The following is a 22,660-nucleotide window of genomic DNA, read 5'->3' on the forward strand; positions in this document are numbered from 1 at the left end:
TCTGACACCGCCCCCCATGCTATAAACCGGAATCGTCCGGAGACATTCATCCATATCTTGCAGCATCAGATCGGCTGATGCAGTGCCGCAATGACCACAACAGTTTAATGAAGCGCGGTTTTTACACCATCATGGCGGCCCAGTTTTTCAGCTCGCTGGCTGATAACGCGCTGTTTGTGGCCGCCGTGGAGCTGCTCAAGACCAGCGGGGCGCCCAAGTGGCAGCCAGCGGCGCTGGTGCCCATGTTTGCCTTGTTTTACGTGGTGTTGGCGCCTTTTGTGGGCGCTTTCGCCGACGCGCGGCCCAAGGGCAACGTGATGTTCGTGAGCAATGCCATCAAGGTCATAGGCTGCCTCATGATGCTGTTCGGCTCGCACCCGCTGCTGGCCTACGCCATCGTCGGGCTGGGCGCCGCCGCTTATTCACCGGCCAAATACGGCATCCTCACCGAACTGCTGCCGGCCTCGCAGCTCGTCAAGGCCAACGGCTGGATCGAGGGGCTGACGATTTCCTCCATCATCCTGGGCGTACTGCTGGGCGGCCAGCTGGTCGGCCACACGGTGTCCAGCCTGCTGCTGTCGTTCGACTTCCCGGTTTTCGAAACCGGCATAGACACCGCGCCCGAAGCGGCGATCGCCGTGCTTATCCTGCTGTACATCGTCGCGGCCTGGTTCAACACGCGCATCCCCGACACCGGCGTCGAGATGCGGCCCATGCCGCGCAACAAGCTTGAGCTGCTGCCCGACTTCTGGAACTGCAATTCGGCGCTGTGGCGCGACAAGCTGGGCCAGATCTCCCTGGCCACCACCACCTTGTTCTGGGGCGTTTCCGGCAACCTGCGCTACATTGTGCTGGCCTGGAGCGCCGCGGCCCTGGGCTACAGCACCTCGCAGGCCTCCTCGCTGGTCGGCGTGGTGGCCATAGGCACGGCCGTGGGCGCCGTGATGGCCTCCATGCGCATGCGGCTGGACCAGGCCACCAGCGTGATGCCGCTGGGCATTGCCATGGGCCTGCTGGTCGTGCTGATGAATTTCATCGGCAGCGTCTGGGTGGCCGCACCCTTCCTGATCCTGCTGGGCGGCCTGGGCGGCTTCCTGGTGGTGCCCATGAACGCGCTGCTGCAGCACCGCGGCCACAACCTCATGGGCGCGGGCCGCTCCATCGCGGTGCAGAACTTCAACGAACAGGCCTGCATCCTGAGCCTGGGCGCTTTCTACAGCCTGTCCACCGGCATGGGCCTGTCGGCCTTCGGCGCGATCACCGCCTTCGGCGTCGTGGTGGCCGGCTTTATGTGGCTGATCCAGCGCTGGCACCAGCACAACCTTGTCAAACACAAGGAACAGGTCGACCACCTGCTGAGCATCGCCCGCAGCGATAAATCGCACTGATGGCGGCCGACGCAACAGGCGCCGCCGTGCGCAGCGGCACGCCCAAAGCCGTGCTGGCTCTTACATTCAATGCCTTCGTCTGGGGCGTGTCCTGGTGGCCGCTGCGCCAGCTGCAAAGCCTGGGCCTGCACCCGCTGTGGACCACGGCGCTGGTCTATGCGATTGTGGTGGCCGGGCTGCTGGTCTTGATGCCGAAAGCCTGGCGCGGCTTTGCCGCGCATCCGCAGCTGTGGCTCCTGGTGGCGGGCGCGGGCCTGACCAATGTCGGCTTCAACTGGGCCGTGACCGTCGGCGACGTGGTGCGCGTGGTGCTGCTGTTCTACCTGATGCCGGCCTGGTCGGTGCTGGTGGCCTGGGCCATGCTGGGCGAAAAACCCACGCCGGCCTCGCTGCTGCGCCTGCTGCTGGCCATGGCCGGCGTGTTGATTGTGCTCAAGACGCCGGACTCCCCCTGGCCCGTGCCGCAAGGCGGGGCCGACTGGCTGGCCATCATGGGCGGCTTCAGCTTCGCGCTGACCAACGCCATGCTGCGCAAATCCAGGCACACGCTCGGTGAATCGCGCATGCTGGCCATGTTCGGCGGCAGCGGCCTGATGGCGGCTTGCGCCGCATTGGTCGGCATGTCGCAAGCCGCGGTGCCCGCGCCGACTTTGGCGCTGGCAGGCATTCCGGTGGCGCTGGGGCTGGCGCTGGCTTTCATGGCCAGCAACGCCTGCCTGCAGTACGGCGCAGCGCGCCTGGCCGCCGGCACCACGGCCATCGTGATGCTGACCGAAATCCTGTTCGCCAGCCTGTCCTCGGCCGCGCTGGGCGCCGCCGAGCTCACGCCGCGCATCCTGCTGGGCGGCAGCCTGATCGTGCTGGCCGCGCTGCTGGCGGCCATGGCGCCATCGGCATCTGCCCAAACCGCGCCGGGCGGTGCAGAATCGCGGTAAACCGGCAACCGGGACAGCGCCGGCAACAACCGCACCAGGAGACACCCCCATGAGCACCGTCTACGATTTCGAAGCACGCCAGATCAACGGCCAGGACATCTCGCTGGCCGGGTTCAAGGGCAAGGTCATGCTGATCGTCAACACCGCCAGCAAATGCGGCTTCACGCCGCAGTTCGGCGGCCTCGAAGAGCTGCACAAGCAGTACGCCGGCAAGGGCCTGGCGGTGCTGGGTTTCCCCTGCAACCAGTTCGGCTCGCAGGACCCGGGCGCCGACGGCGAGATCGAGTCCTTCTGCCAGGTCAACTATGGCGTGAGTTTTCCCATGATGTCCAAGATCGACGTCAACGGCCCGGCCGCGCATCCGCTCTACAAATGGCTGTCGGCCGAGGCGCCCGGCCTGCTGGGCAGCAAATCCATCAAATGGAACTTCACCAAATTCCTGGTCGGCAAGGACGGCAAGGTGATCCGGCGCTACGCGCCCACCGACAAACCGGCCGACCTGGCCAAGGATATCGAGGCCGCACTAGCCGCCTGAGGCAGAGCCGCCCTGCGTGTAACTCAAGGAGGCTTGGGGCCGGCTTTGACGGTGCGCAAATAATCCGCCAGCGTGCGGCCCGCCTCGTGGCCCACGCGCTCGTCCAGCACGTCGATCTCTGCCATGCGGTCCACGCGAAAGCTGCGAAAGTCCTGCCGGGTCTCGCACCAGGCGCCCAGCGTCCAGACGCTGCCCCAGTAAAAACAACCCAGCGGCCAGAGCACACGCCGGCTTTCCCGCCCGGCCGCATCGAGGTAGCGCACATCCACCTTGCAGCGCGCATGCACCGCCTCGCGCAGCAATTGCAGGCTGCGCTGCGTGGCTTCATCGGGATTGATCACCACCGCATACAGCGGCACACCTTCGGCCGCCGCACGCGCCGTGGGCGGCAGCACCGAAAAAATCTTGCTCCAGGCCGCTTCCGCATCGCCCGCCATGGCCGGGTCCAGCCAGGCCTGGGCCAGGCGCACCGAGGCGGCCAGTGCATTGGCTTCCTTTTGCGTGAACATCAGCGGCGGCAGGTCAAAGCCCGCGCCCAGCCGGTAACCCACACCGGCCTCGCCTTCAATCGGCACGCCCTGGTGCTGCAGGTCGGCCACGTCGCGGTAAATGGTGCGCTCAGACACCTCCAGCCGCTTGGCCAGGAATTCCGCCGTGCTCAGGCGGCGGCCGCGAATCAGCTGGACTAGATGGAAAAGGCGGTCGGCGCGGCGCATGGTGTGTCGAGTGATTTGAATGACCGCAGCTTAACGCGTGTCGAAATGGCCAACATACGCCATGCGCGGCTATAGTGCAGGCATCCATCTGCGCGCGTATTGCCCTCCGACAAACCGAGGAGACATCGTGGTGTTTCGTGGAACTTCCATACCCGTATAAATGAGTACAGCCTGTCCGAACTGCCAGAACCGCTCGCTCGGCGCGTTATTTCGCCTACGGGTCTGGTGGACGCGGCCGGTTGCATGCCCTCATTGCGCAGCGCTGTTGATTCCTGTACCGTCGCTTTGGCGCTGGGGCTTGTGCGGGTTGATAGTTTTCGCACCATCGAGCATCCTGGATACCTTTTCTCTTCATGGCTATCTCGGCACGGCTATTGTCTTTGGGATTGCATTTGGCTTTCTCTGCCTGTTGCTCGCTTCCTGGCCATTGCAGACGACGTCCATCGGGCTTGTCTCACGCAATCGGCGCATCGCGCTTGCCATCGTTGGTGTCATCTTTGTGCTGGCACTTTTCGGGCATGCGCTCTGACCATGTGCTTGAGCATCCTGGTTTCGGCGTTTAGCTTCATCGGGTCCGGTCGAGCCATCCATAAAGTAAATCACCGATGCCGTACGAACTGGCTTTCACGAAATTGGTCCCCATCGCTGATCGCGCCCAATACTTCAACGAATGTTGTGTTGGGGGTGACGTCGTGATGGATCAACTGCTCCCCATGCTCCGCGCGAAGTACGAGGGCATTGAGACCAATCAGGAAGACTGGGGGTGGTTTGCCTGGTTCAAAGACGCTGGCTCAAACCTCGCCGTGGATGTTTTTAGCGACCATCCTGATGCGGGTGAGTTCAGAATCCACATTACTTCAAGGGCGCCACGTTTTTTGTTTGGCGCTAAAGTGATGGATACCCCCGAGCTTGGCCGCCGCCGACAGCCAGTGCTTCAGCACCGTCAGCAAGAGACACATCGCTGCCGGCGGGCGCTTTGGCTATAGTGCCAACACCGGTTCGACCTCATAGCCCCATGAAGCTCACTGTCCGCCCCCTCACACCCGAGCGCTGGCCCGACCTTGAAGCGCTCTTCAACGCCAAAGGCTGTTCGGTGGCGCGCGGCTGCTGGTGCATGTTTTACCGCCGCCGTGGTGCCCGCGGGCCCTTGCCGGCGGGCGCCACCGCGGCCCAGGCCAATCGCGCCGAGCTCAAAGAGCTCACGCGCGGCGGCACCCCGCCCGGCCTGATCGGCTATCGCGGCAAGCTGCCGGTCGGCTGGGTGTCGCTGGGGCCGCGCGAGGACTACGCCAAGCTCCAGCGCTCACCGGTGATGAAGCCGGTCGATGACAAGCCTGTCTGGTCCATCATCTGTTTTGTCGTACCCGCGGAGCATCGCGGCCAGGGCGTCGCGCGGGCGCTGCTGGACGGGGCGATTGCCTACGCCAAAAAACAGGGCGTGACGTTGCTGGAGGCCTACCCGGTGGACAAGCCCGGCCGCGCCCAGGGCGACACCATGTGGTTCGGCGCCAAGTCCATGTATGACGACGCCGGCTTTGAAGAGGTCGCGCGGCGCAAGCCGCAGCGGCCTGTGGTGCGCATCAAGCCCGTCTGAGCTGCCGATAAGCGTTGGCGCACAATGATGCCGAAGCGGGGGCAAATACCATGAGCAATCCCAACGGCGATAAAGTCTTCAGCGGCTCGATTCCGAAGCTCTATGAAACGTATCTGGTTCCGCTGATCTTCGAGCCCTACGCGGCAGATCTGGTGGCGCGGCTTGCGTCGAGGCCTTTGACGCGTGTTCTCGAGATCGCAGCCGGCACCGGTGTCGTGACGCGTGCGTTGACAAGCGTGCTGCCCGAAAGTGTCTCCGTCGTGGCCACGGATTTGAATCAGTCGATGCTGGACCAGGCCTGCGCGGTCGGGACCACGCGCCCGGTGGAGTGGCGGCAGGCAGATGCCATGCAACTGCCTTTTCCGGACGCGAGTTTTGACGCGGTGGTCTGCCAATTCGGAGCCATGTTCTTCCCTGAAAGGTCAAAAGCGTTTGCAGAAACACGCCGGGTACTCAGGCCGGGAGGTGTTTTCATTTTTAATGTATGGGACCGGATTGAGGAAAACGAATTCGCCGACACCGTGATCACGGCGCTCGAATCCGTCTTTCCTCAAGACCCGCCGCGCTTCCTGGCCCGCACGCCGCACGGCTATTACGAGCGCCGCAGCATCGAGCAAGATCTTGCAAACGGCGGATTTATGGCGCCACCTCAAATCAGCACGGTTGCAGCGCGAAGCCGGGCGGAATCTGCCCGGGTTCCAGCGATCGCCTACTGCCAGGGCACGCCGCTGCGAAACGAGATCGAAACGCGCGACGCTTCACGGCTTCTGGAAGCCACCGACGTTGCGGCGGAAGCGATTGCCCTGCGCTTCGGACGCGGGCCGGTGGACGGCAAAATCCAGGCGCATGTTGTCACCATTGAAAACTGAGCGCGCGAACTGTGCGTGCCGCGCCCTGGCAAGCCGTTCGAGGCGGATGGCCGCCTGTTCGGCCGCACCCAGATGGATGCTGGCTGCCTTTTACCGCCACCTCTGGGACAACGAGGACAGCATAGGCGCCTGAGCCGCGCCATTTCCACGCCGCAGCCGTTGAGGCGCTGGACAGCATTTCCAATATAATGGAAAATAAATTCCATCATGACAGAAATTCCCTCCGACCTGAACCAGCGCATCGCCGAACGCGTGCGTGAGCTGCGAGCCGCCAAAAGCCTGTCGCTGGAAGCGCTGGCCGCCAAAAGCGGCGTGAGCCGTTCCATGATTTCATTGATAGAACGCGGCGAGAGCAGCCCCACGGCCGTGGTGCTGGAGCGCCTGGCCACCGGCCTGGGCGTGATGCTGGCTTCGCTGTTTGACGCAGCCGCCGCCCGGGCACCCGCCAGCCCCATCAGCCCTGTTGCGCGCCATGCGGACCAAGTGCAGTGGCAAGACCCGGCCTCGGGCTATGTGCGGCGCAACATCTCGCCGCCCGGCGTGCCGCAGCCCATGCAGATCGTCGAAGTGCATTTCCCGCCGGGTGGGCGCGTGGCCTTTGAGACCGGCGCGCGCGACGCGCGTGTGCACCAGCAGGTGTGGGTGCTCGAAGGCGCGATTGACATCACTGTGGGCGAGACACGCCACGCGCTGCGCGAAGGCGACTGCCTGGCCATGCAACTGGATCGCCCCACGATGTTCCACAACCCGACGCGAAAACCCGCGCGCTATGCGGTGGTGATCGCCACTGAACCCGCATGAACACCATGACGAATACCCCACCTTGGTCGCTGCGGCGCCTGCATGAAGTGAATGAGGCGCAGATTGCCGGACTCGCCGACGTGCTGATCGACTGCGTGGAAGGCGACGCCTCAGTGAGTTTTATGCATCCGCTGCCGCGCGAACGCGCCCAGGCCTTCTGGCGCGGCGTGGCCGACGACGTGGCGACGGGCGAACGCGCGCTGCTGGTGGCCGAGGATGGCCAAGGCATTTGCGGCACGGTGCAATTGGTGCTGGCCCAGCCCGAGAACCAGCCGCACCGCGCCGACCTGGCCAAGATGCTGGTGCACCGCCGCTGCCGCCGCCAGGGCCTGGGCGAGGCCTTGATGCGGGCCGCCGAATCCATGGCGCGCGACTGCGGCAAGACGCTGCTGGTGCTGGACACCGTCACCGGCGACAACGGCGAGCGCCTGTACCAGCGCCTGGGCTGGCAGCGCGTCGGCGTGATTCCCGGCTACGCGCTGCTGCCGCGCGGCGGGCTGGTGGGCACGACGGTGTTTTACCGCGAGCTGGCCTGACGGAAGTTGTTGTGGGCTGTTGGCGTGCCGCCGGCAGGCGCAAGGCCCCGCGGCGCGTGCGCCGCTGTTTTCAGGCTTTTTTACCCGTGCGATGAACCACCATGCGCTCATGCAGGCGAGTGACGATGCGGCTTCCCGTCCTGACGAAGAAGAAGGGGAACACGCCGTGGATGAACGCGGCGACGGCGGCCGACAGCAGCGGCACGGCAAATGAAAAGGAAGCCGACATGTGCTCGAAATAGCTCTCCCCTACGGAGTCAGGGTGTTCCTTGAACAGCTGGAGAATTTTTTCCATGGTCGTATCCGTCGGTTTTCGGGGTTTGCACCCCGCTTGCATCAATGCCTGCCAGGAATCATAGGCCTGCGGATCGGAAAATAAGTTGCAAGTTCGGCTAGAAATCCTTCCATAATTAGAATTATTTTCTAATAATCTGGCCACATGGACAAAAAAGACATCCGGATCCTGGAGCTGTTGCAAGACGATGCCTCGATGGGGCTCAATGAGCTGGCCCACGCCGTCAGCCTGTCGCCGACACCTTGCTGGCGGCGAATCCAGAAGCTGCGCGATGAAGGCGTCATCAAGCAGCAGGTCACCTTGTGCGACCCGGTCAAGCTCAATCTGGGCCTGACCGCTTTTGTGAGCATCCGTGCCAGCCTGCACAACGACGCATGGACCCAGCGCTTCATCAAAGGCATCGTCGCCATCCGCGAGGTGGTGGAGGTCTACCGGATGACGGGCGATATCGACTACCTGCTGAAGGTCGTCGTGCCCGACATTGCCGGTTACGACAGCGTGTACAAACGCCTGATCAAGGTCGCCGAACTGCAGGACGTGAGTTCGGGCTTCGTGATGGAGGTGGTCAAGCACACCACCGCCCTCCCCACGGATTACGCGCTGCCGGCCTGAGGGGCCGAAAGCGTCAAAATCCCAGCATTGCGCCGTCGGCCCGCATGGCCTGCGCGATCAGCCGCATGTCGTGGTCGCTGATATCGAACAGGCCGAAACGGAACTTGTAGCCCCAGCGCTGGCGGTCTTCCACAAACTCGAAATCATCGAGCAGCGGCAGTATGGACGCCTCCTGCGCGGCCACATAGGCCACGTCGCGGCGAAAAGGCACAAAACCGCCGCCCATGTCAAAGGCGTAGGGCTCGCCGGCCCGCACCAGGCCTATGGACACAAAACGCTGGAGTTTGTCCTTGCCGCCCATGGTCAGCGCGGGCGAGTAGTAGGCCACCCGGTCGCCGGCCGACATGCGCCTGAGCGGCGCGCTTTTGCCGTGGCAGACCTGCATGAATCCGTTTTGCGGATCCACGCAGCCATGCCGAGCATGCTCGGCGCTGGCGACGGCTATCCAGTTCCTGCGGCTCATGCGAGGGCGTGCAGGCCGACGCGGTTGCCGTCCAGGTCGGTGACGTGGGCAAAGAACCCCAGGCCGGGCGGCAGCGCCTGGCGCGGCAAGGCGACCTTGCCGCCGGCCTTGACGGCGCGCGCCAATGCGGCATCCAGCGAGGGCGAGGCATCGAGGTAAATCAGGGTTCCATTCGATGCCGGCGCCGATGCGGTGGGGCCTGCCAACAGGGCGCCGCCCACACCTTCCTCGCGCTCATAGGGAAACACCGCGCCTTCCGACGGGCCCATGGGCTCGCGGCGCATCTTGCACTCGAGCACGGCTTCGTAAAAGGCCTGGGCTTTGTCCAGTTGGGTGCTGGGGATTTCAAACCAGGTGACGGCGTTTTTCATGGGAGGCTCCTTGTGTGTTGAAGAAGCCTTGATGATGCGGACCTGCTACTGACAACGTCATGTCAGGAGGATGTTGGCCCCCACGCTTCCCGCTTCGCGAGCCTACGGCGTTGCGCTGCCCCTTTCCTCACATAACGGGGCGCTGCGCCTGCGGCCTGGCAAAGCCAGTTCCGCGGCCCCGGCTGGTTAGGTGTTTAGCTCAACTCAGGACATCAACGCAGCATCCAGCACTTCCACCCAATGCCGCACGGGCGTTGCCGTGCCGCTTTGCAGGTGGGTGATGCAGCCGATGTTGGCCGAGATGATGGTGCCGGGCGCCGAGGCCTGCAGATTGCCCAGCTTGCGGTCGCGCAGCTGGTAGGCGATGTCCGGGTTGAGCACCGAGTAAGTGCCGGCCGAGCCGCAGCACAGGTGGGATTCAGAGGCCGCCAGCGTTACCTGGAAACCCAGCGTGCCCATCAGCGTTTCCACCCCGCCGCGCAGCTGCTGGCCGTGCTGCAGGGTGCAGGGCGGGTGGAACACCAGCGCGCCGGTACCGGCCTTGACCTTGCCCTGCAGCTCGCCCACCAGTTCGGGCATCAACTCGCTGAGGTCGCGCGTGAGTTCGCTGATGCGCGCGGCCTTGGCCGCATAGGCCGGGTCGTCCTTGAGCAGGTGGCCGTAGTCCTTGACGGTGACGCCGCAGCCTGAGGCATTCATGACGATGGCTTCCACGCCGCTGCCCTCACCTCCTTCGGCCGCCGCCACATGCGGCCACCAGGCGTCGATGTTGCGCCGCATCTGGTCCTTGCCGCCTTCCTGGTCATTGAGGTGGAATTTGACCGCACCGCAGCAGCCGGCCTTGGGCGCCAGCACGGTTTCTATGCCGGCTGCGTCCAGCACGCGCGCGGTCGCGGCATTGATGTTGGGCATCATGGCCGGCTGCACGCAGCCTTCAAGCATCAGCATCTTGCGCGCATGCGCGCGCCGCGGCCAGGTGCCGGCGTCCTGCTTTTTCGGTACCTTGTTTTGCAGGGCCGCAGGCAGCAGGCCGCGCACAGCCTGGCCGGCCTTCATCGCGGGGGCAAACAGCGGCGAAGGCAAGCCTTCTTTCAAAGCCCAGCGCAAGGCCTTCTCGCCGCCCGGACGCGGCACACGCTCATCGACCAGCTTGCGGCCTATATCGACAAGGTGGCCGTATTCGACGCCGCTGGGGCAGGTGCTTTCGCAGTTGCGGCAGGTGAGGCAGCGGTCCAGGTGCAGCTGGGTTTTGCGCGTGGGCGCCTCGCCTTCGAGCACCTGCTTGATCAGGTAGATGCGGCCGCGCGGGCCGTCGAGTTCGTCGCCCAGCAGCTGGTAAGTCGGGCAGGTGGCGGTGCAAAAACCGCAATGCACACATTTGCGCAAAATCGCTTCGGCCTCGCGGCCTTCGGTACTGTTCTTGAATTCGGGGGCGAGATGGGTTTGCATGGCGTCAGGGCGCCTCTTTCAGGGCCACGGCGAGGGCCTTGCGCCGGGCGGCGCGCCGGAAATCGGCATACAGAGGCGGCAGGGACAGCGCCAGCAGCATGAGCGCCAGCGGCACGACCCAGATAAAGCCGATGTACTTGAAGCCGGCCGCGCCCACCACGCCGCCGGCGATAAACATCGCCAGCAAGGTACCGAACAGCCGCAGCTTGATGCGGTTGGCGCGCACGCGCGACTCGGGCGGGCTGGCCGTGCGGTTCCAGTAAAACATCTTGCCGAGCTCTATGCCCAGGTCGGTGATCACGCCGGTCATATGGGTGGTGCGGATCTGCGAGGACGAGATCTTGCTGACCAGCGCGTTCTGCAGGCCCATGGTGAAGGCCAGCACCAGCACGGTCAGCGGCACGGCGAAAGGGGTCTGGCGGTTCAGCGTCGCGCCCAGCAGCCCGAACAGCAGCATCAGCACGGCCTCCAGCAGCAGGGGCAGCGCGTATTCGCTGCGCAGGTGGTTCTGGCGCGCCCAGTTCACCAGCACGGCCGTCACGGCAGCGCCGGTGGTAAAGGCCAGCAGCGCGCCCACAGCACCCAGCACCAGCGTCATGTTGCCCAGCACCAGGTTGTCGGCCAGCAGCGAGGCGAAACCCGTCATGTGCGAGGTGTACATGCTGACCAGCAGAAAACCGCCCGCGTTGATCGCGCCGGCGTTGAATGCCAGCAGCCCGCCCAGCAGGCGGTTGATAGACGGCGTCCGGTGCTGCCCGGTCAGGTGGCGAAGGCGTCGCATGGCTTGTTTACCAGTCCGCGTAGAGGCGGCCCGGGTTGAACACGCCGGCTGGGTCGAACTGCTTTTTGAGTTCTCGGTGTATGCGGTCCAGCGGCGGCTTGAGCGCGGAGAACACCGGCACGGATTTGCCGGCCGCGCGAAACAAGGTGGCATGGCCATGGGCCCCGGCCGCCGCTTCGCGTACCAGCGCCGCATCGCTTTCTGGCCGCTTGACCCAGCGCTGGGCGCCGCCCCACTCCACCAGCGTCTCGCCCAGCCCAAGCGGCGGCGCCGTGTCGGGCACGCTGAGCCGCCACAGCGATTCGTCGCCCTGCAAGGCAAAGAAAGGCTGGGCCTGCTCGCGCAGCGCAGTCCAATGGCGGGCCGCGTCACTGTCCAGAACTTCTCCACCCATGGATTTTTGCGCGGCAGCGACAGCAGCTTTCGCGCCGCGCAGGCGCACCCACAGGCGGCCCTCCCGCCAGCACGAGGCGTTGACAGGCAAGGGCATGGCGCCCCAGCGATTGAGTTGTTGCAACGCCGCGGCCTCATCCATGTCAAAGACCAGCGTGGCCTCTTGCGGCGCGACCGGCAGGACCTTGAGCGAGACCTCCAGCAGCACACCCAGCGTGCCCAACGAGCCGGCCATCAGGCGTGAGACGTCGTAGCCGGCCACATTCTTCATGACCTGTCCGCCGAAGACCAAGCGCTCGCCCTTGCCGTTGAGCAACACCACGCCCAGCATGTAGTCGCGCACGGCGCCCACGCTGGCACGCGCCGGGCCGCTCAGGCCGCTGGCCACCATGCCGCCCACGGTGGCTTTGGCTTGTGCGCCGTCGAAATGCGGTGGTTCAAAGGGTAGGCATTGGCCCTGCCCGGCTAGCAGGGCTTCAAGTTCTGCCAGCGGGGTGCCGGCGCGGGCGGTGACTACCAGTTCGCTGGGCTCGTAGCTCGTGACGCCGCTGTGCGGCCGGATGTCCAGGATCTCGCCCGCCAGGGCCTGCCCGTAAAAATCCTTGCTGCCGCCTCCGCGCAGGCGCAGCGGCGTGCGCGCGGCGGCGGCGGCACGCACGCGCTCGGCCAGCGCGGCGCTGATGTCGGTGTCTGGAGTCATTGCCGACATGGTAAGCGGCGCCCGCCCGTGCCGGTTTGATTTTTTTGAACGCGGCTTGTTCGGTTTTTTGGGGCCGCCAACTGCAAAGTCAGTCCTGGAAGAAATTGACCGGCAGGCCGGGCACCTCAACCTGCATGGAAAACACGCAGCCCGAGTCGGGATAGTCACGCAGTTCCTGCTCGGGCCGGTTGTAGCGCGCGGTCGTGAGGTACAGGGTTTTGAGGTCGTCGCCGCCGAAGCAGGGCATGGTGGGGCAGCGCGCCGGCACGGCGAACTCGGCCAGCAGCGCACCGGCGGGCGAGAGCTTGAGCATGCGCCCGCCTTCAAACATCGCGACGTAGTAATTGCCCTCGCGGTCCACGGCGGCGCCGTCGGGCCGCCCGCCGTAGCCGGCCATGCCGGGCAACCAGCCTTCGGGCTTGCCGGGCCACTGCGCGAACACGCGGGGCTCGGTCATGGTGTTGCGTTCGGCGTCCCAGTTCCAGGCCCGGATGATGTGGCGCGGCGTGTCGGACCAATAAACCGTGGCCGCATCGGGCGACCAGGCCAGGCCGTTGGCGATGATGGCGTCGCCCGCCTTGCGCTCGATCACAGGGGCGCGGCCGCCGCGGCAGTCCAGCGAAAACAGCTCGGCCGTGGACTTGTCGCGCGGCTCGTACATGGTGCCGGCCCAGAAGCGGCCCAGCGGGTCGGCCTTGCCGTCGTTAAAGCGCGTGGTCGCCGTGTCGTGGCCGGCCCGCATGAGCTGGTGCAGTTCACCACCCCATTGCCTGGCGCGGTAAATGCCGTCGCGCAGCGCGACCACGAGTCCCCCGCTGCGCGCCGGCGCGATGCTGCCGGGTTCGGAGGGCATGGCCCAGCTTTCCACCGTGCCCATGAAGACATTGCAGCGATGCAGCTGCCTGCCGGGAATATCTATCCAGTACAGCATCTGCTCGTCGGGGTGCCAGAACGGCGATTCGCCGAGTCCGCTGGGCGGTGCAGCAAGGGTTTGCCAGGTCATCACGCTACCTTTGTTTGTGTGTGGACAGCCGCCACTGTAACGCCCCCCCAAAAAAAAACAGCCCACCGGTTTGCACCGGCGGGCTGAACATCCAAAGGAGACTCTCAGTAAATAATTAGCAGGACCGGGCCGCCTGCGGGGTGGCCCGTCCGCTGTATCAGCGGTTGTAAGCGGTTTCGCCGTGGGACGTGATGTCCAGGCCTTCGCGCTCGTCTTCTTCGCTGACACGCAGGCCTATGGTCAGGTCCACCACCTTGTAGGCGATGAAGGAGACCACGCCGGACCAGACGATGGTGATCAGCACGGCCTTGGCCTGGATCCAGAGCTGGCCGGCGATGGTGTAGGCGTCGGGCGTCACGGCCGTGGCGGTCACCCAGTCACCCACGAAGCTTGGGCCACCGAGGGCCGGCGAATTGAAGACACCGGTGAGCAATGCGCCCAGGATACCGCCCACGCCGTGCACGCCGAACACGTCCAGCGAGTCGTCGGCACCCAGCAGCTTCTTCAGGCCGTTCACGCCCCAGAGGCAGGCGAAGCCGGCAACCAGGCCGATGACCAGGCCGCCGCCGATGCCGACGTTGCCGGCTGCGGGGGTGATGGCCACCAGGCCGGCGACGGCGCCGGACGCGGCACCCAGCATGGAGGCCTTGCCGCGCATCAGCGCTTCACCGACGCACCAGGCCAGCACGGCGGCGGCGGTGGCACCCAGGGTGTTGATAAAGGCCAGGGCGGCGAAGCCGTTGGCTTCCAGGGCGGAGCCGGCGTTGAAGCCGAACCAGCCCACCCACAGCAGCGCGGCGCCGACCATGGTCAGGGTCAGGCTGTGAGGCGCCATGGCTTCCTTGCCGTAACCGATGCGCTTGCCGATGCAGAAGGCACCCACCAGGCCGGCAACGGCGGCGTTGATGTGCACCACGGTACCGCCCGCGAAGTCCAGGGCGCCCATTTGCCAGATGTAACCGCCCTTGGCGCTCATGGCGTCGGCGACTTCCTTGCCGGTGTAGGCGTCAGGGCCCATCCAGAACCAGACCATGTGGGCGATAGGCGCATAGCTGAAGGTGAACCAGATGGCCATGAACAGCAGCACGGCGGAGAACTTGATGCGTTCGGCGAAGGCGCCGACGATCAGCGCGCAGGTGATGCCGGCGAAGGTGGCCTGGAAGGCGGCGAACACGATCTCGGGGATCACGACACCCTTGCTGAAGGTCGCGCCGTTGGCGAAGGTGCCCGCGACGTTGTCCCAGATGCCTTTCATGAAGAGCCGGTCGAAGCCGCCAAAGAAGGCGTTGCCCTCGGTAAAGGCCAGGCTGTAGCCGTAGATGAACCACAGCACCACGATCATCGAGAAGGTGACCATGACCTGCATCAGCACCGACAGCATGTTCTTGCTGCGGACCAGGCCGCCGTAGAACAGCGCCAGGCCGGGAACGGTCATCATGATGACCAGCAGCGTGGAAACCATCATCCAGGCGGTGTCGCCCTTGTTGGGAACAGGTGCGGGCGCTGCGGAGGCGGCCGCTGCGGGTGCGGAAGCCGCTGCTGCGGCGGCCGGAGCGGCGGCAGCCGAGGCTGCGGGCGCGGCGGCGGAAGCGGCCGCTTCAGCCGGTTTGGCTTCGGCTGCGGAAGCGGCGGGCGCGGCGGCCGGGGCTTGCGCCATGACGGCGCCTGTTGTCAGCAGGCTCAGTCCCAATACAAGGGAAGCAAGTATTTTTTTCATGTCGATGTTCTCTTTTTGTGTGGATTGAGCCTTACAGCGCTTCCTTGCCGGTTTCACCGGTACGGATGCGCACGACCTGCTCGAGGTTGTAGACAAAGACCTTGCCGTCGCCGATCTTGCCGGTGCGGGCCGCGCCTTCGACCGCTTCGATCACGCGGTCCACCAGGTCGTCGGAGACAGCCGCCTCGATCTTGACCTTGGGCAGGAAGTCGACGACATATTCCGCACCGCGATACAGCTCGGTGTGGCCTTTCTGGCGGCCGAAGCCCTTGACTTCAGTGACCGTGATGCCTTGCACGCCAATACCGGACAGCGCTTCCCGCACTTCGTCCAGCTTGAACGGTTTGATGATGGCCGTTACGAGTTTCATGTTCAGGTTTCCTCCAAGGATGAATAAAGAAGCGGCCCCTCGGTGCGCCACTCCAGCTGCTTTACGGTTTTTCTGAGCGTAAAGGTCAGGCGCTCTGATTCAGGGATTTCGACGGTTGCGGAAAGGGTCCTATTCCCGGATTCCACGAAGTCTTCGTAGCACGTACCGTGCCAAAGCAAGCCCCTTGGCCGGACGCAGTCCACCCGCTTCGGGCTTGCCACGTTGAACACCGGAATCCAAAAAAACACGATAAGCACCAGATTGGGGCGTTCACTACGCACAACTTTGGAGCATCACCAGGGAGTTAGTTCATGAGCCTGTCTTTAGTGCACAGCCGCGCCTTGCTGGGGCTGGAAGCGCGACCCGTCCGCGTCGAGGTCCACCTGGCCAACGGCCTGCCCAGCTTCACGCTGGTCGGCCTGGCCGAAACCGAGGTCAAGGAGGCCCGCGAACGCGTGCGCTCCGCCATCCAGAACACCGGCCTGGAGTTTCCCGCCAATAAGCGGATCAAAGGTAGTCAAGCACTTTTTTGGCTTAATGAGCAGAGTAAGCAGCTATCAACACTCACCCGCAGCTACCTTGGCGGGGTACTTGGCCATCCTTGGATTTAGATGGTCTTTAGTCAAAAGATCAACGTCACCAAAACCGTGCGTCGTGGGCCTACTTAGACTCGACCAGATAGCGGTTTCCGGCGTCTAGATTCCCCGAGCCACCAGGCATGTCACTTATTAAAGATCGACCCGGTGCTTTGTATCTCAGCTGTGGCCGATACGTTGCACGGAAGCGCCCAAACCTTGAGTTGAGGCTTACTTTTTCCAGATAGCTTGCTACGAATGAGCGAACGCCTCGACTCACGCGATCACGAGTGGGAGGCTTCAACTTTAGGTTGCTCATCAGCGCATGCTCGAACTCTGCGAAAAATGCGACTGCCCTTTCGACAGTCGCATCTTTTGGAGACAGGGCAGTAAGCGCCTTCCAGCATGGCAAATCCTTTGCCAAAGCAAAGCCTTCTACCAATGTGCTTATTTCGATCACGTGCTTTGGTCTGATCTCGGTCTGCCGTGAAAGCTCAAGTAGAGCCGGCCAAAGCCAACGCTTAACCGCAGGAGAGAAGTCTTTCGAGTACATCGAAATACTTCGCTCATAGAGCGTCGTGTGGGTCCTGTGGACCACTGAAAAAGAAATAACGCTATCCTGCTCGAGCAGAGTAGGCTGAGCTGATTTTGAGAGTAAGCGTTCTAACTTGTTCATCTCTCATGCTACAGCGGGTCTAACAGTCAACCTCGCGCCGGCCGACCTGCCCAAGGATTCCGGCCGCTTCGACCTACCGATTGCCCTGGGCATCCTGGCGGCCAGCGGCCAGGTCGATGCCCGCAAGCTGGAAGGCTATGAGTTCGCGGGCGAGCTGTCCCTGGGTGGCGACCTGCGGCCCGTGCGCGGCGCGCTGGCCATGAGCCTGGCGCTGGCCCGCCCCGGGCGCGACGCTGCCGGCGCCGGAAAACTGCCCAAATTGGTGCTGCCGGAAGCCAGCGCCCAGGAAGCGGCCCTGGTGCCCGGTGCGGAAATCTTCCGGGCGCTGCATTTACTCGACGTGGTCAGGCAGTTTTTGCCGGGGGATGCCCCCGTGGAGACGCTGGACGGCTGGTCGCGGGTGAGGCCGGCCCCGCCGCCGCCGCAGTCGGCCTACCCGGACCTGGCCGACGTGAAAGGCCAGGCCGCCGCCCGTCGCGCGCTGGAAATTGCGGCCGCCGGCGGCCATAGCGTGCTCATGATGGGCGCGCCCGGCTCCGGCAAATCCATGCTGGCCCAGCGTTTTGCCGGCCTGCTGCCGGCCATGAGCACCGAAGAGGCGCTGGAAAGCGCCGCGGTGGCCTCCCTGGGCGGCCGCTTTTCGCTGGATAAATGGGCGCTGCGCCCGACTTGCGCGCCCCACCATACCGCCAGCGCCGTGGCCCTGGTCGGCGGCGGCTCGCCGCCACGGCCCGGCGAGATCTCGCTGGCGCACCGCGGCGTGCTGTTTCTTGACGAGCTGCCCGAGTTTCCGCGCGCGGCGCTGGAGGCGCTGCGCGAGCCGCTGGAGTCCGGCAGCATCACCATCTCGCGGGCCGCCCAGCGCGCCGAGTTTCCGGCCCGCTTCCAGCTGGTCGCGGCGATGAACCCTTGCCCCTGCGGCTACCTCGGCTCCAGCCTGCGGGCCTGCCGCTGCTCGCCCGAGCAGGTCTCGCGTTACCAGGGCAAACTCAGCGGCCCGCTGCTGGACCGCATAGACCTGCATGTGGAAGTCGGCGCCCTGGCGGCCGATGAGCTGGTGAACGCGCCGCCCGGCGAAGCCACGGCCGATATCCGGCGCCGCGTCGTCGCGGCGCGCGAGCGCGCCCTGGCCCGCCAAGGCAGCACCAACCAGGCGCTGGCAGGCCAGGCCATAGACGCGCAATGCCAGCTTGATGACGCGGCCGCGAAATTCCTCAACACCGCGGCCGCCCGCCTGGGCTGGTCGGGGCGCAGCATCCACCGCTGCCTGAAAGTCGCCAGGACGATTGCCGACCTGGCCGGCGCGCAGGTGGTGCAGACGGTCCATGTCGCGGAGGCGGTGCAATACCGGCGGGCGCTCAAGGCCGCCCAGTGAGGTGCGGCGGCAGCAGCTGCGCACGTGCACACTTTTTAGATCTCATAATGCATTTGTATCTGAAGTGTCACAACTTCGGCTATCCGGTATCTGATTGAGATACTTCTACAGACTTAATGTCGATTAAGGCCGACTCATTGCTACCGTGCATGCGCTTGCGCCACCTTTCTTGGCGCAAGCTGGAGGAAGAAGTCCTTACACCCGGCCTGGAAAGGCCCCGCAAAACTCCGATTTGCGAGGTCCAACCCGGTCCCACCAAAAGCTTTATGTTGACCACAAAAATCTCATCGCAGGGTCGCGCCTCGCAAGCGCCCGCAGGATGCCCACGGCAGCCCCTGTGCGAATGAAGATTCCTGTTCGCCTCGTTGCCACCGGCAAAGCGCTGCCATCCCTGCGTGTCACGGCTGAAAACCTGGACCAGAAACACGGCCGGCCTGCCGGCCACACTTTGGCCAAAAGCGGCGTTCGCGTCAGGCACTTTGCGGCCGACGGCGAGAGCCAGAGCCAGCTGGGGGCCGCGGCGCTGGCCGATGCGCTGCAGCGGGCTTGCTTGCCGGCATCCAGCATCGATCTGCTGATTTCCGCTTGCGGCGTGCCTGAGCAGGCCTTGCCGTCCACCGCCTGCTTTATTGCCGAAAAGGCCGGCCTGCCGCGCGGCACCCCGGCCTTCGATGTCAACGCGAGTTGTCTTGGTTTTATGGCCGCGCTCCGCGTGGCCGCAGGCCTGTTCGCCAGCGGCGGCTACCAGCGGATCGCGATCGTCGCATCCGACCTGCCTTCGCGCGGGCTGGACTGGGACGAGCCCGAGGCCTCGCTGATTTTTGGCGACGGTGCGGCAGCCGCCATCCTGGAAAAAGGGGATGGCGCCCAAGGCATCGCGGCCTACCGCATGGAAACCTTCCCCGAAGGCAAGCGCTTGTGCGAGATTCGCGGCGGCGGCTCGCAGCGCAACCCGCCCAATGCCACGATACCGAAAGATTTTTTGTTCCAGATGGACGGCCGTGCCGTCTTCAAGCTGGCCGCCAAGGTCATGCCGCCGTTTCTTGACGCATTGATGGCGCAAACCGACGGCGGCAAGGCTTCCATCGACTGGGTGGTGCCGCACCAGGCCAGCCACCTCGGCATGGCGCATGCGGCCCGCAAGCTGGGCTTGCCGGCTTCCCGGGTCATCAATATTTATGAAAGCCACGGCAACCAGGTCGCCGCTTCGCTGCCGACGGCGCTGCATGAAGCGCTCACCACTCACAAGGCCAAAGCGGGTGACCGGCTGTTGCTGATCGGTACCGCGGCGGGGCTCTCGGTCGGCGGACTGGTGCTGGACCTATGAAACGCGTGCTTGTCACCGGCGCCACGGGCGGGCTGGGCCGCAACGCGGTGGAGGCGCTGCTGCGCCAAGGCATCCAGGTGCGCGCCACCGGTCGCAACCTGGCAGCCGGTGAAGCGCTGTCCGCGATGGGCGCGGAGTTCGTGCCGCTGGACCTGGCGGCGGCCGGCCAAACCAGTTCCGCCGGGCTGGCCGCATTGGTGCGGCATGTCGACGCGGTCTGGCATTGCGCCGCGCTCTCGTCGCCCTGGGGCAAGGCGGCCGACTTCACCGCCGCCAACGTCACCGCCACGCGGCAGCTCCTGCAGGCCGCCGGCCGCGCTGAAGTGGCCCGGTTTGTCCATATCTCCACGCCCGCGCTTTACTTCAACTACCGCGCCCAGCTGGGCATCAAGGAAAGCTTTCGGCCGGCCGCCTACGTCAACGCGTACGCACGCACCAAGGCCGAAGCCGAAGCCTGCGTGCAGGAGGCGGTCCGGGCCTTTCCCCACATGCACTGCAGCATCCTGCGGCCGCGCGCCATCTTCGGCCCGCACGACCAGGTGCTGCTGCCGCGCATCGCCCGCGTGCTGCGGCAGCGCGACGGCCGGCTGCCGCTGCCGCGCGGCGGGCGCGTCACGCTGGACCTGACCTATACCGGCAACGTGGTGCAGGCGATGTGGCTGGCCACCACCGTCGAGGGGGTGCCCAGCGGCGAGGTATTCAATATCACCAACCACGAACCGGTGCTTTTGCGGGACGTCCTGACGGCCTTGTTTGCGGACCGGCTGCAACGGCCGTTTCGCATCGCCAGCGTGCCGTACCCGGTGATGGCGGCGGCCGCGCGCGGCATGCAAGCGCTGGCGCGCATCACGCAAAAAGAACCCACGCTCACGGCGTACAGCGTCGGCGCGCTGGCTTTCGACATGACACTGGACAACAGCCGCGCCCGGCAGCTCCTGGGTTATGTGCCAACAACCAAACTTGCGGATGCGCTGGACCGCACCGCCGACTGGATGCGCGCCCATGGCTAAGCTCACCACCTTTCGTGTCGGACACTGCACGCACCCGTCGTGCATGGTGCTCAAGGGCAGCGGCTTTGCCAGCCGGTGTTTTCCGTCTCGCGCCTACCTGGTCGAAACGCGGGCCGGGCTGGTGCTGTGGGACACGGGTTACGCCGACCGCTTTCGCGAAGCCACGTCGCAAGGCATCTACCGCTTGTATTCGATGGTCACGCCGGTGCACTTCGAAGCGCACGAATCGCTGGCGGGCCAGCTGAAGGCACTGGGCATAGTCCCCGCGGACATCGCCATGCTGGTGATTTCGCACTTTCACGCGGACCACATGGCGGGCCTGCGCGACTTTCCTTCGGCGCGTGTGCTGGCCTCGGCCGCCGGCTGGCGGTCGGTGCAGGGGCTGTCGGCTTTTTCGGCGGTGCGCCGGGCTTTTGTGCCCGCCCTGATGCCGGACGACATCGCCACCCGCCTCGAACTTGTGGAATCCTTCGGAGAGGCCGCACTGCCGGCCGCACTGGCGCCTTTTGCGACCGGCCGCGACATCACCGGCACGGGCGAGCTGTTCGTTGTCGACCTGCCGGGCCATGCGGCCGGCCACCTTGGCGCGTTTGTGCTGGGCGACGACGGCTGGACCCTGCTGGCCTCGGATGCCGGCTGGGCGGCCGAAAGTTATCAGCAACTGCGCGGCCCATCGGAGCTGACCTTCCTGATCCAGCACCAACGGCGGGCCTATTACGACACGCTGCGCAAACTGCATGCGCTGCATCGCAACGGCGCCGCTTCCATCCGCCTGACCCATGAAAGCGCCGAAGACTACCTGCCGCCGGGCAAGGCCGTGCCATGACGCGGCTGTTCTGGTTGTTGCTCGCCTACTGCCAAACCCGCCGTTTGCGGTTTGCAGACCGTGCGGCCTTGCAGGATTACCAGGCGCGGCAGCTTCGCAAGTTCACGCGCAAGCTCTGCCGTCGCAGCGCTTATTTCGCACCGTACGGCCAATTGCCGCTGGACCGGTGGCCGACCATGGACAAGGCATCGATGCTGGCGAATTTCAACGCCATGAACACCGCCGGGCTGACCCTGGAAAATGTGATGGCCCAGGCGCAGGCCGCCGAGCGCAGCCGGGATTTCACGCCCACCGTCGGGGGCATCACTGTCGGCCTGTCATCGGGCACCTCGGCGCAACGTGGGGCCTTCGCGGTCAGCGACCGCGAAAAGGCGCGCTGGGCGGGCATTTTGCTGGCGAAAGTCTTGCCCGACGGCTTGCTGGCCGGTGAACGCGCGGCGCTGTTCCTGCGGGCCAACAGCAATCTCTACACCGCCGTGCGCAACCGCTGGTTGAGCCTGCGCTTTTTTGATCTGTTCCAGCCTTTTGAAACGCATGCCGCCGCGCTGCAGGCCTACCGGCCGACCATCCTCGTCGCGCCCGCGCAGGTATTGCGCGAACTGGCCACCGCGGCCCTCGCGGGCAGGCTGTGCATACGCCCCAAACGCGTCATCTCCGTCGCCGAAGTGCTGGAGCCGCAGGACCGGGCGCTGATCGAGCGCGCCTTCGGCCCCGTGCACCAGATCTACCAGGCCACTGAAGGGTTTCTGGCCAGCACCTGCGAGCACGGCGTGCTGCATCTCAACGAAGAGTTCGTGCACATCGAGCCCGAATGGCTGGACAGCGAGCAGCGCCGCTTCGTGCCGGTCATCACCGACTTCAGCCGCATGACGCAGCCCATCGTGCGGTACCGGCTGGGCGACGTGCTCGCCGCGCGCGCCACACCGTGCGCGTGCGGCCGCGCTACCCGCGCCATCGACCACATCGAGGGCCGCTGCGACGACATGCTGCACCTGCCCGGCGCAAGCGGCGAGGCGATGCCCGTGTTCGCCGACGTCCTGTCTCGCGCGCTGGCGCAGTCCCTGCCGGCCGACGCCGACTACCGTTTGCTGCAGACGGGCGCTTCGTCGCTCGCGCTGCATGCGCGGCTACCGGAACCCGTCCTGCAAGCCGTGCGCGCGCACCTCGATACGGCGCTGGCCCAACTTGGCGTCGCCACCGCGGCGCTTTCGTGGACGCTGTCGCGGGACGTGCCGGCTTTCGACCCGACGCAGAAACGCCGCCGCATCCGCAAGCTGGCGTTTGAAGGAGGCGGCCATGCGTGAATGCACCGGCACCCACGGAAAGCGCCTGTTTTCGCGCCC

General features: G+C 65.2%; 26 protein-coding genes and 1 pseudogene. 16 read left to right on the forward strand and 11 right to left on the reverse strand.

Annotation, left to right across the window (positions count from 1 at the left end; all coding sequences use genetic code 11):
- Nucleotides 1-107: 107 nt before the first annotated feature.
- Genes lplT through AC1D09_RS16280 form a run of 3 tightly spaced genes read left to right on the forward strand, consistent with a single transcriptional unit; the run spans nucleotide 108 to nucleotide 2,858 of the window.
- Nucleotides 108-1,388 (forward strand): lysophospholipid transporter LplT, encoded by a 1,281-nt coding sequence (gene lplT, locus AC1D09_RS16270; protein ID WP_477664181.1) that lies wholly within the window; start codon nucleotides 108-110, stop codon nucleotides 1,386-1,388.
- Nucleotides 1,388-2,323: a DMT family transporter gene (locus AC1D09_RS16275; RefSeq protein ID WP_477664182.1), complete on the forward strand. Its 936-nt coding sequence runs from the start codon at nucleotides 1,388-1,390 to the stop codon at nucleotides 2,321-2,323. The genes lplT and AC1D09_RS16275 overlap by 1 nt, the downstream gene beginning before the upstream one ends.
- 49 nt (nucleotides 2,324-2,372) lie before the next feature.
- On the forward strand, nucleotides 2,373-2,858 hold the full coding sequence (locus AC1D09_RS16280; protein ID WP_477664183.1) for a glutathione peroxidase: 486 nt from the start codon (nucleotides 2,373-2,375) through the stop codon (nucleotides 2,856-2,858).
- Nucleotides 2,859-2,881: 23 nt separating this feature from the next.
- Here the strand turns inward: AC1D09_RS16280 and AC1D09_RS16285 are convergent, their stop codons facing one another.
- Complete coding sequence (locus tag AC1D09_RS16285; RefSeq protein WP_477701137.1) at nucleotides 2,882-3,574, reverse strand: helix-turn-helix transcriptional regulator; 693 nt, start codon at nucleotides 3,572-3,574, stop codon at nucleotides 2,882-2,884.
- Between the two features lie 160 nt (nucleotides 3,575-3,734).
- Here AC1D09_RS16285 and AC1D09_RS16290 point away from each other — a divergent pair, with 160 nt between their 5' ends.
- The 6 genes from AC1D09_RS16290 (at nucleotide 3,735) to AC1D09_RS16315 (ending at nucleotide 7,374) form a co-directional block, all read left to right on the forward strand.
- A complete protein-coding gene (locus AC1D09_RS16290) occupies nucleotides 3,735-4,103 on the forward strand; it encodes a hypothetical protein (protein WP_477664184.1) in 369 nt (122 codons plus the stop codon).
- 76 nt (nucleotides 4,104-4,179) lie between these two features.
- Nucleotides 4,180-4,560 carry a hypothetical protein gene (locus AC1D09_RS16295; RefSeq protein WP_477664185.1) on the forward strand — a complete coding sequence of 127 codons (381 nt, stop codon included), beginning with the start codon at nucleotides 4,180-4,182 and terminating at the stop codon, nucleotides 4,558-4,560.
- 29 nt (nucleotides 4,561-4,589) lie between these two features.
- Entirely contained in the window at nucleotides 4,590-5,168 is a 579-nt protein-coding gene (locus AC1D09_RS16300; protein ID WP_477664186.1) for a GNAT family N-acetyltransferase, read from the forward strand.
- 50 nt (nucleotides 5,169-5,218) lie between these two features.
- A complete protein-coding gene (locus AC1D09_RS16305; RefSeq protein WP_477664187.1) occupies nucleotides 5,219-6,037 on the forward strand; it encodes a class I SAM-dependent methyltransferase in 819 nt (272 codons plus the stop codon).
- A gap of 207 nt (nucleotides 6,038-6,244) precedes the next feature.
- Complete coding sequence (locus AC1D09_RS16310) at nucleotides 6,245-6,838, forward strand: helix-turn-helix domain-containing protein (protein ID WP_477664188.1); 594 nt, start codon at nucleotides 6,245-6,247, stop codon at nucleotides 6,836-6,838.
- A gap of 5 nt (nucleotides 6,839-6,843) precedes the next feature.
- A complete protein-coding gene (locus AC1D09_RS16315) occupies nucleotides 6,844-7,374 on the forward strand; it encodes an N-acetyltransferase family protein (protein ID WP_477664189.1) in 531 nt (176 codons plus the stop codon).
- A 70-nt stretch (nucleotides 7,375-7,444) separates the two neighbouring features.
- On the opposite strand, the gene AC1D09_RS16320 is transcribed toward AC1D09_RS16315, so the two are convergent.
- The gene (locus tag AC1D09_RS16320; protein WP_477664190.1) at nucleotides 7,445-7,669 is read right to left on the reverse strand and encodes a DUF6356 family protein; all 225 of its coding nucleotides are present in this window, start codon (nucleotides 7,667-7,669) and stop codon (nucleotides 7,445-7,447) included.
- Nucleotides 7,670-7,813: 144 nt separating this feature from the next.
- Here AC1D09_RS16320 and AC1D09_RS16325 point away from each other — a divergent pair, with 144 nt between their 5' ends.
- Nucleotides 7,814-8,281 (forward strand): Lrp/AsnC family transcriptional regulator, encoded by a 468-nt coding sequence (locus AC1D09_RS16325; RefSeq protein WP_477664191.1) that lies wholly within the window; start codon nucleotides 7,814-7,816, stop codon nucleotides 8,279-8,281.
- A 13-nt stretch (nucleotides 8,282-8,294) separates the two neighbouring features.
- Here AC1D09_RS16325 and AC1D09_RS16330 read toward each other — a convergent pair whose 3' ends face one another.
- The 8 genes from AC1D09_RS16330 to glnK form a co-directional block, all read right to left on the reverse strand.
- Complete coding sequence (locus AC1D09_RS16330; RefSeq protein ID WP_477664192.1) at nucleotides 8,295-8,744, reverse strand: EVE domain-containing protein; 450 nt, start codon at nucleotides 8,742-8,744, stop codon at nucleotides 8,295-8,297.
- Nucleotides 8,741-9,115: a VOC family protein gene (locus tag AC1D09_RS16335; RefSeq protein WP_477664193.1), complete on the reverse strand. Its 375-nt coding sequence runs from the start codon at nucleotides 9,113-9,115 to the stop codon at nucleotides 8,741-8,743. The genes AC1D09_RS16330 and AC1D09_RS16335 overlap by 4 nt, the downstream gene beginning before the upstream one ends.
- A gap of 204 nt (nucleotides 9,116-9,319) precedes the next feature.
- Nucleotides 9,320-10,564: a glycolate oxidase subunit GlcF gene (glcF, locus tag AC1D09_RS16340; protein ID WP_477664194.1), complete on the reverse strand. Its 1,245-nt coding sequence runs from the start codon at nucleotides 10,562-10,564 to the stop codon at nucleotides 9,320-9,322.
- A 4-nt stretch (nucleotides 10,565-10,568) separates the two neighbouring features.
- Nucleotides 10,569-11,345, reverse strand: coding sequence for a YoaK family protein (locus AC1D09_RS16345; protein WP_477664195.1), 777 nt, complete (start codon nucleotides 11,343-11,345; stop codon nucleotides 10,569-10,571).
- A gap of 7 nt (nucleotides 11,346-11,352) precedes the next feature.
- Nucleotides 11,353-12,447, reverse strand: a complete 1,095-nt coding sequence (gene glcE / locus AC1D09_RS16350; protein ID WP_477664196.1) for a glycolate oxidase subunit GlcE — start codon at nucleotides 12,445-12,447, stop codon at nucleotides 11,353-11,355.
- A gap of 79 nt (nucleotides 12,448-12,526) precedes the next feature.
- Entirely contained in the window at nucleotides 12,527-13,441 is a 915-nt protein-coding gene (locus AC1D09_RS16355; protein ID WP_477701138.1) for an SMP-30/gluconolactonase/LRE family protein, read from the reverse strand.
- 157 nt (nucleotides 13,442-13,598) lie between these two features.
- Nucleotides 13,599-15,158 (reverse strand): ammonium transporter, encoded by a 1,560-nt coding sequence (locus AC1D09_RS16360; RefSeq protein WP_477664198.1) that lies wholly within the window; start codon nucleotides 15,156-15,158, stop codon nucleotides 13,599-13,601.
- Nucleotides 15,159-15,189: 31 nt separating this feature from the next.
- Nucleotides 15,190-15,528 carry a P-II family nitrogen regulator gene (gene glnK, locus AC1D09_RS16365; RefSeq protein WP_007873831.1) on the reverse strand — a complete coding sequence of 113 codons (339 nt, stop codon included), beginning with the start codon at nucleotides 15,526-15,528 and terminating at the stop codon, nucleotides 15,190-15,192.
- A 311-nt stretch (nucleotides 15,529-15,839) separates the two neighbouring features.
- Between glnK and AC1D09_RS16370 the strand changes: the two are divergent.
- Nucleotides 15,840-16,037, forward strand: a pseudogene (locus tag AC1D09_RS16370) (magnesium chelatase domain-containing protein); the annotation flags it as partial.
- Between the two features lie 151 nt (nucleotides 16,038-16,188).
- Here AC1D09_RS16370 and AC1D09_RS16375 read toward each other — a convergent pair.
- Nucleotides 16,189-16,779, reverse strand: coding sequence for a hypothetical protein (locus AC1D09_RS16375; protein WP_477664199.1), 591 nt, complete (start codon nucleotides 16,777-16,779; stop codon nucleotides 16,189-16,191).
- On the opposite strand from AC1D09_RS16375, the gene AC1D09_RS16380 reads away from it, so the two are divergent.
- The 5 genes from AC1D09_RS16380 to AC1D09_RS16400 all read left to right on the forward strand — a co-directional run bounded on the left by AC1D09_RS16380 (nucleotide 16,772) and on the right by AC1D09_RS16400 (nucleotide 22,621).
- Nucleotides 16,772-18,154 (forward strand): YifB family Mg chelatase-like AAA ATPase, encoded by a 1,383-nt coding sequence (locus AC1D09_RS16380; protein WP_477664200.1) that lies wholly within the window; start codon nucleotides 16,772-16,774, stop codon nucleotides 18,152-18,154. The two genes, AC1D09_RS16375 and AC1D09_RS16380, sit on opposite strands and share 8 nt — an antisense overlap.
- 343 nt (nucleotides 18,155-18,497) lie before the next feature.
- Nucleotides 18,498-19,481 (forward strand): 3-oxoacyl-[acyl-carrier-protein] synthase III C-terminal domain-containing protein, encoded by a 984-nt coding sequence (locus tag AC1D09_RS16385; protein ID WP_477664201.1) that lies wholly within the window; start codon nucleotides 18,498-18,500, stop codon nucleotides 19,479-19,481.
- Nucleotides 19,478-20,491, forward strand: coding sequence for an NAD-dependent epimerase/dehydratase family protein (locus AC1D09_RS16390; protein ID WP_477664202.1), 1,014 nt, complete (start codon nucleotides 19,478-19,480; stop codon nucleotides 20,489-20,491). Before AC1D09_RS16385 ends, AC1D09_RS16390 begins: the two co-directional genes overlap by 4 nt.
- Nucleotides 20,484-21,317 carry an MBL fold metallo-hydrolase gene (locus tag AC1D09_RS16395; protein ID WP_477664203.1) on the forward strand — a complete coding sequence of 278 codons (834 nt, stop codon included), beginning with the start codon at nucleotides 20,484-20,486 and terminating at the stop codon, nucleotides 21,315-21,317. The genes AC1D09_RS16390 and AC1D09_RS16395 overlap by 8 nt, the downstream gene beginning before the upstream one ends.
- Nucleotides 21,314-22,621 carry a F390 synthetase-related protein gene (locus tag AC1D09_RS16400; RefSeq protein WP_477664204.1) on the forward strand — a complete coding sequence of 436 codons (1,308 nt, stop codon included), beginning with the start codon at nucleotides 21,314-21,316 and terminating at the stop codon, nucleotides 22,619-22,621. Before AC1D09_RS16395 ends, AC1D09_RS16400 begins: the two co-directional genes overlap by 4 nt.
- Nucleotides 22,622-22,660: the final 39 nt, after the last annotated feature.

The sequence above is a fragment of the Polaromonas sp. P1_A2 genome, from assembly GCF_056406895.1.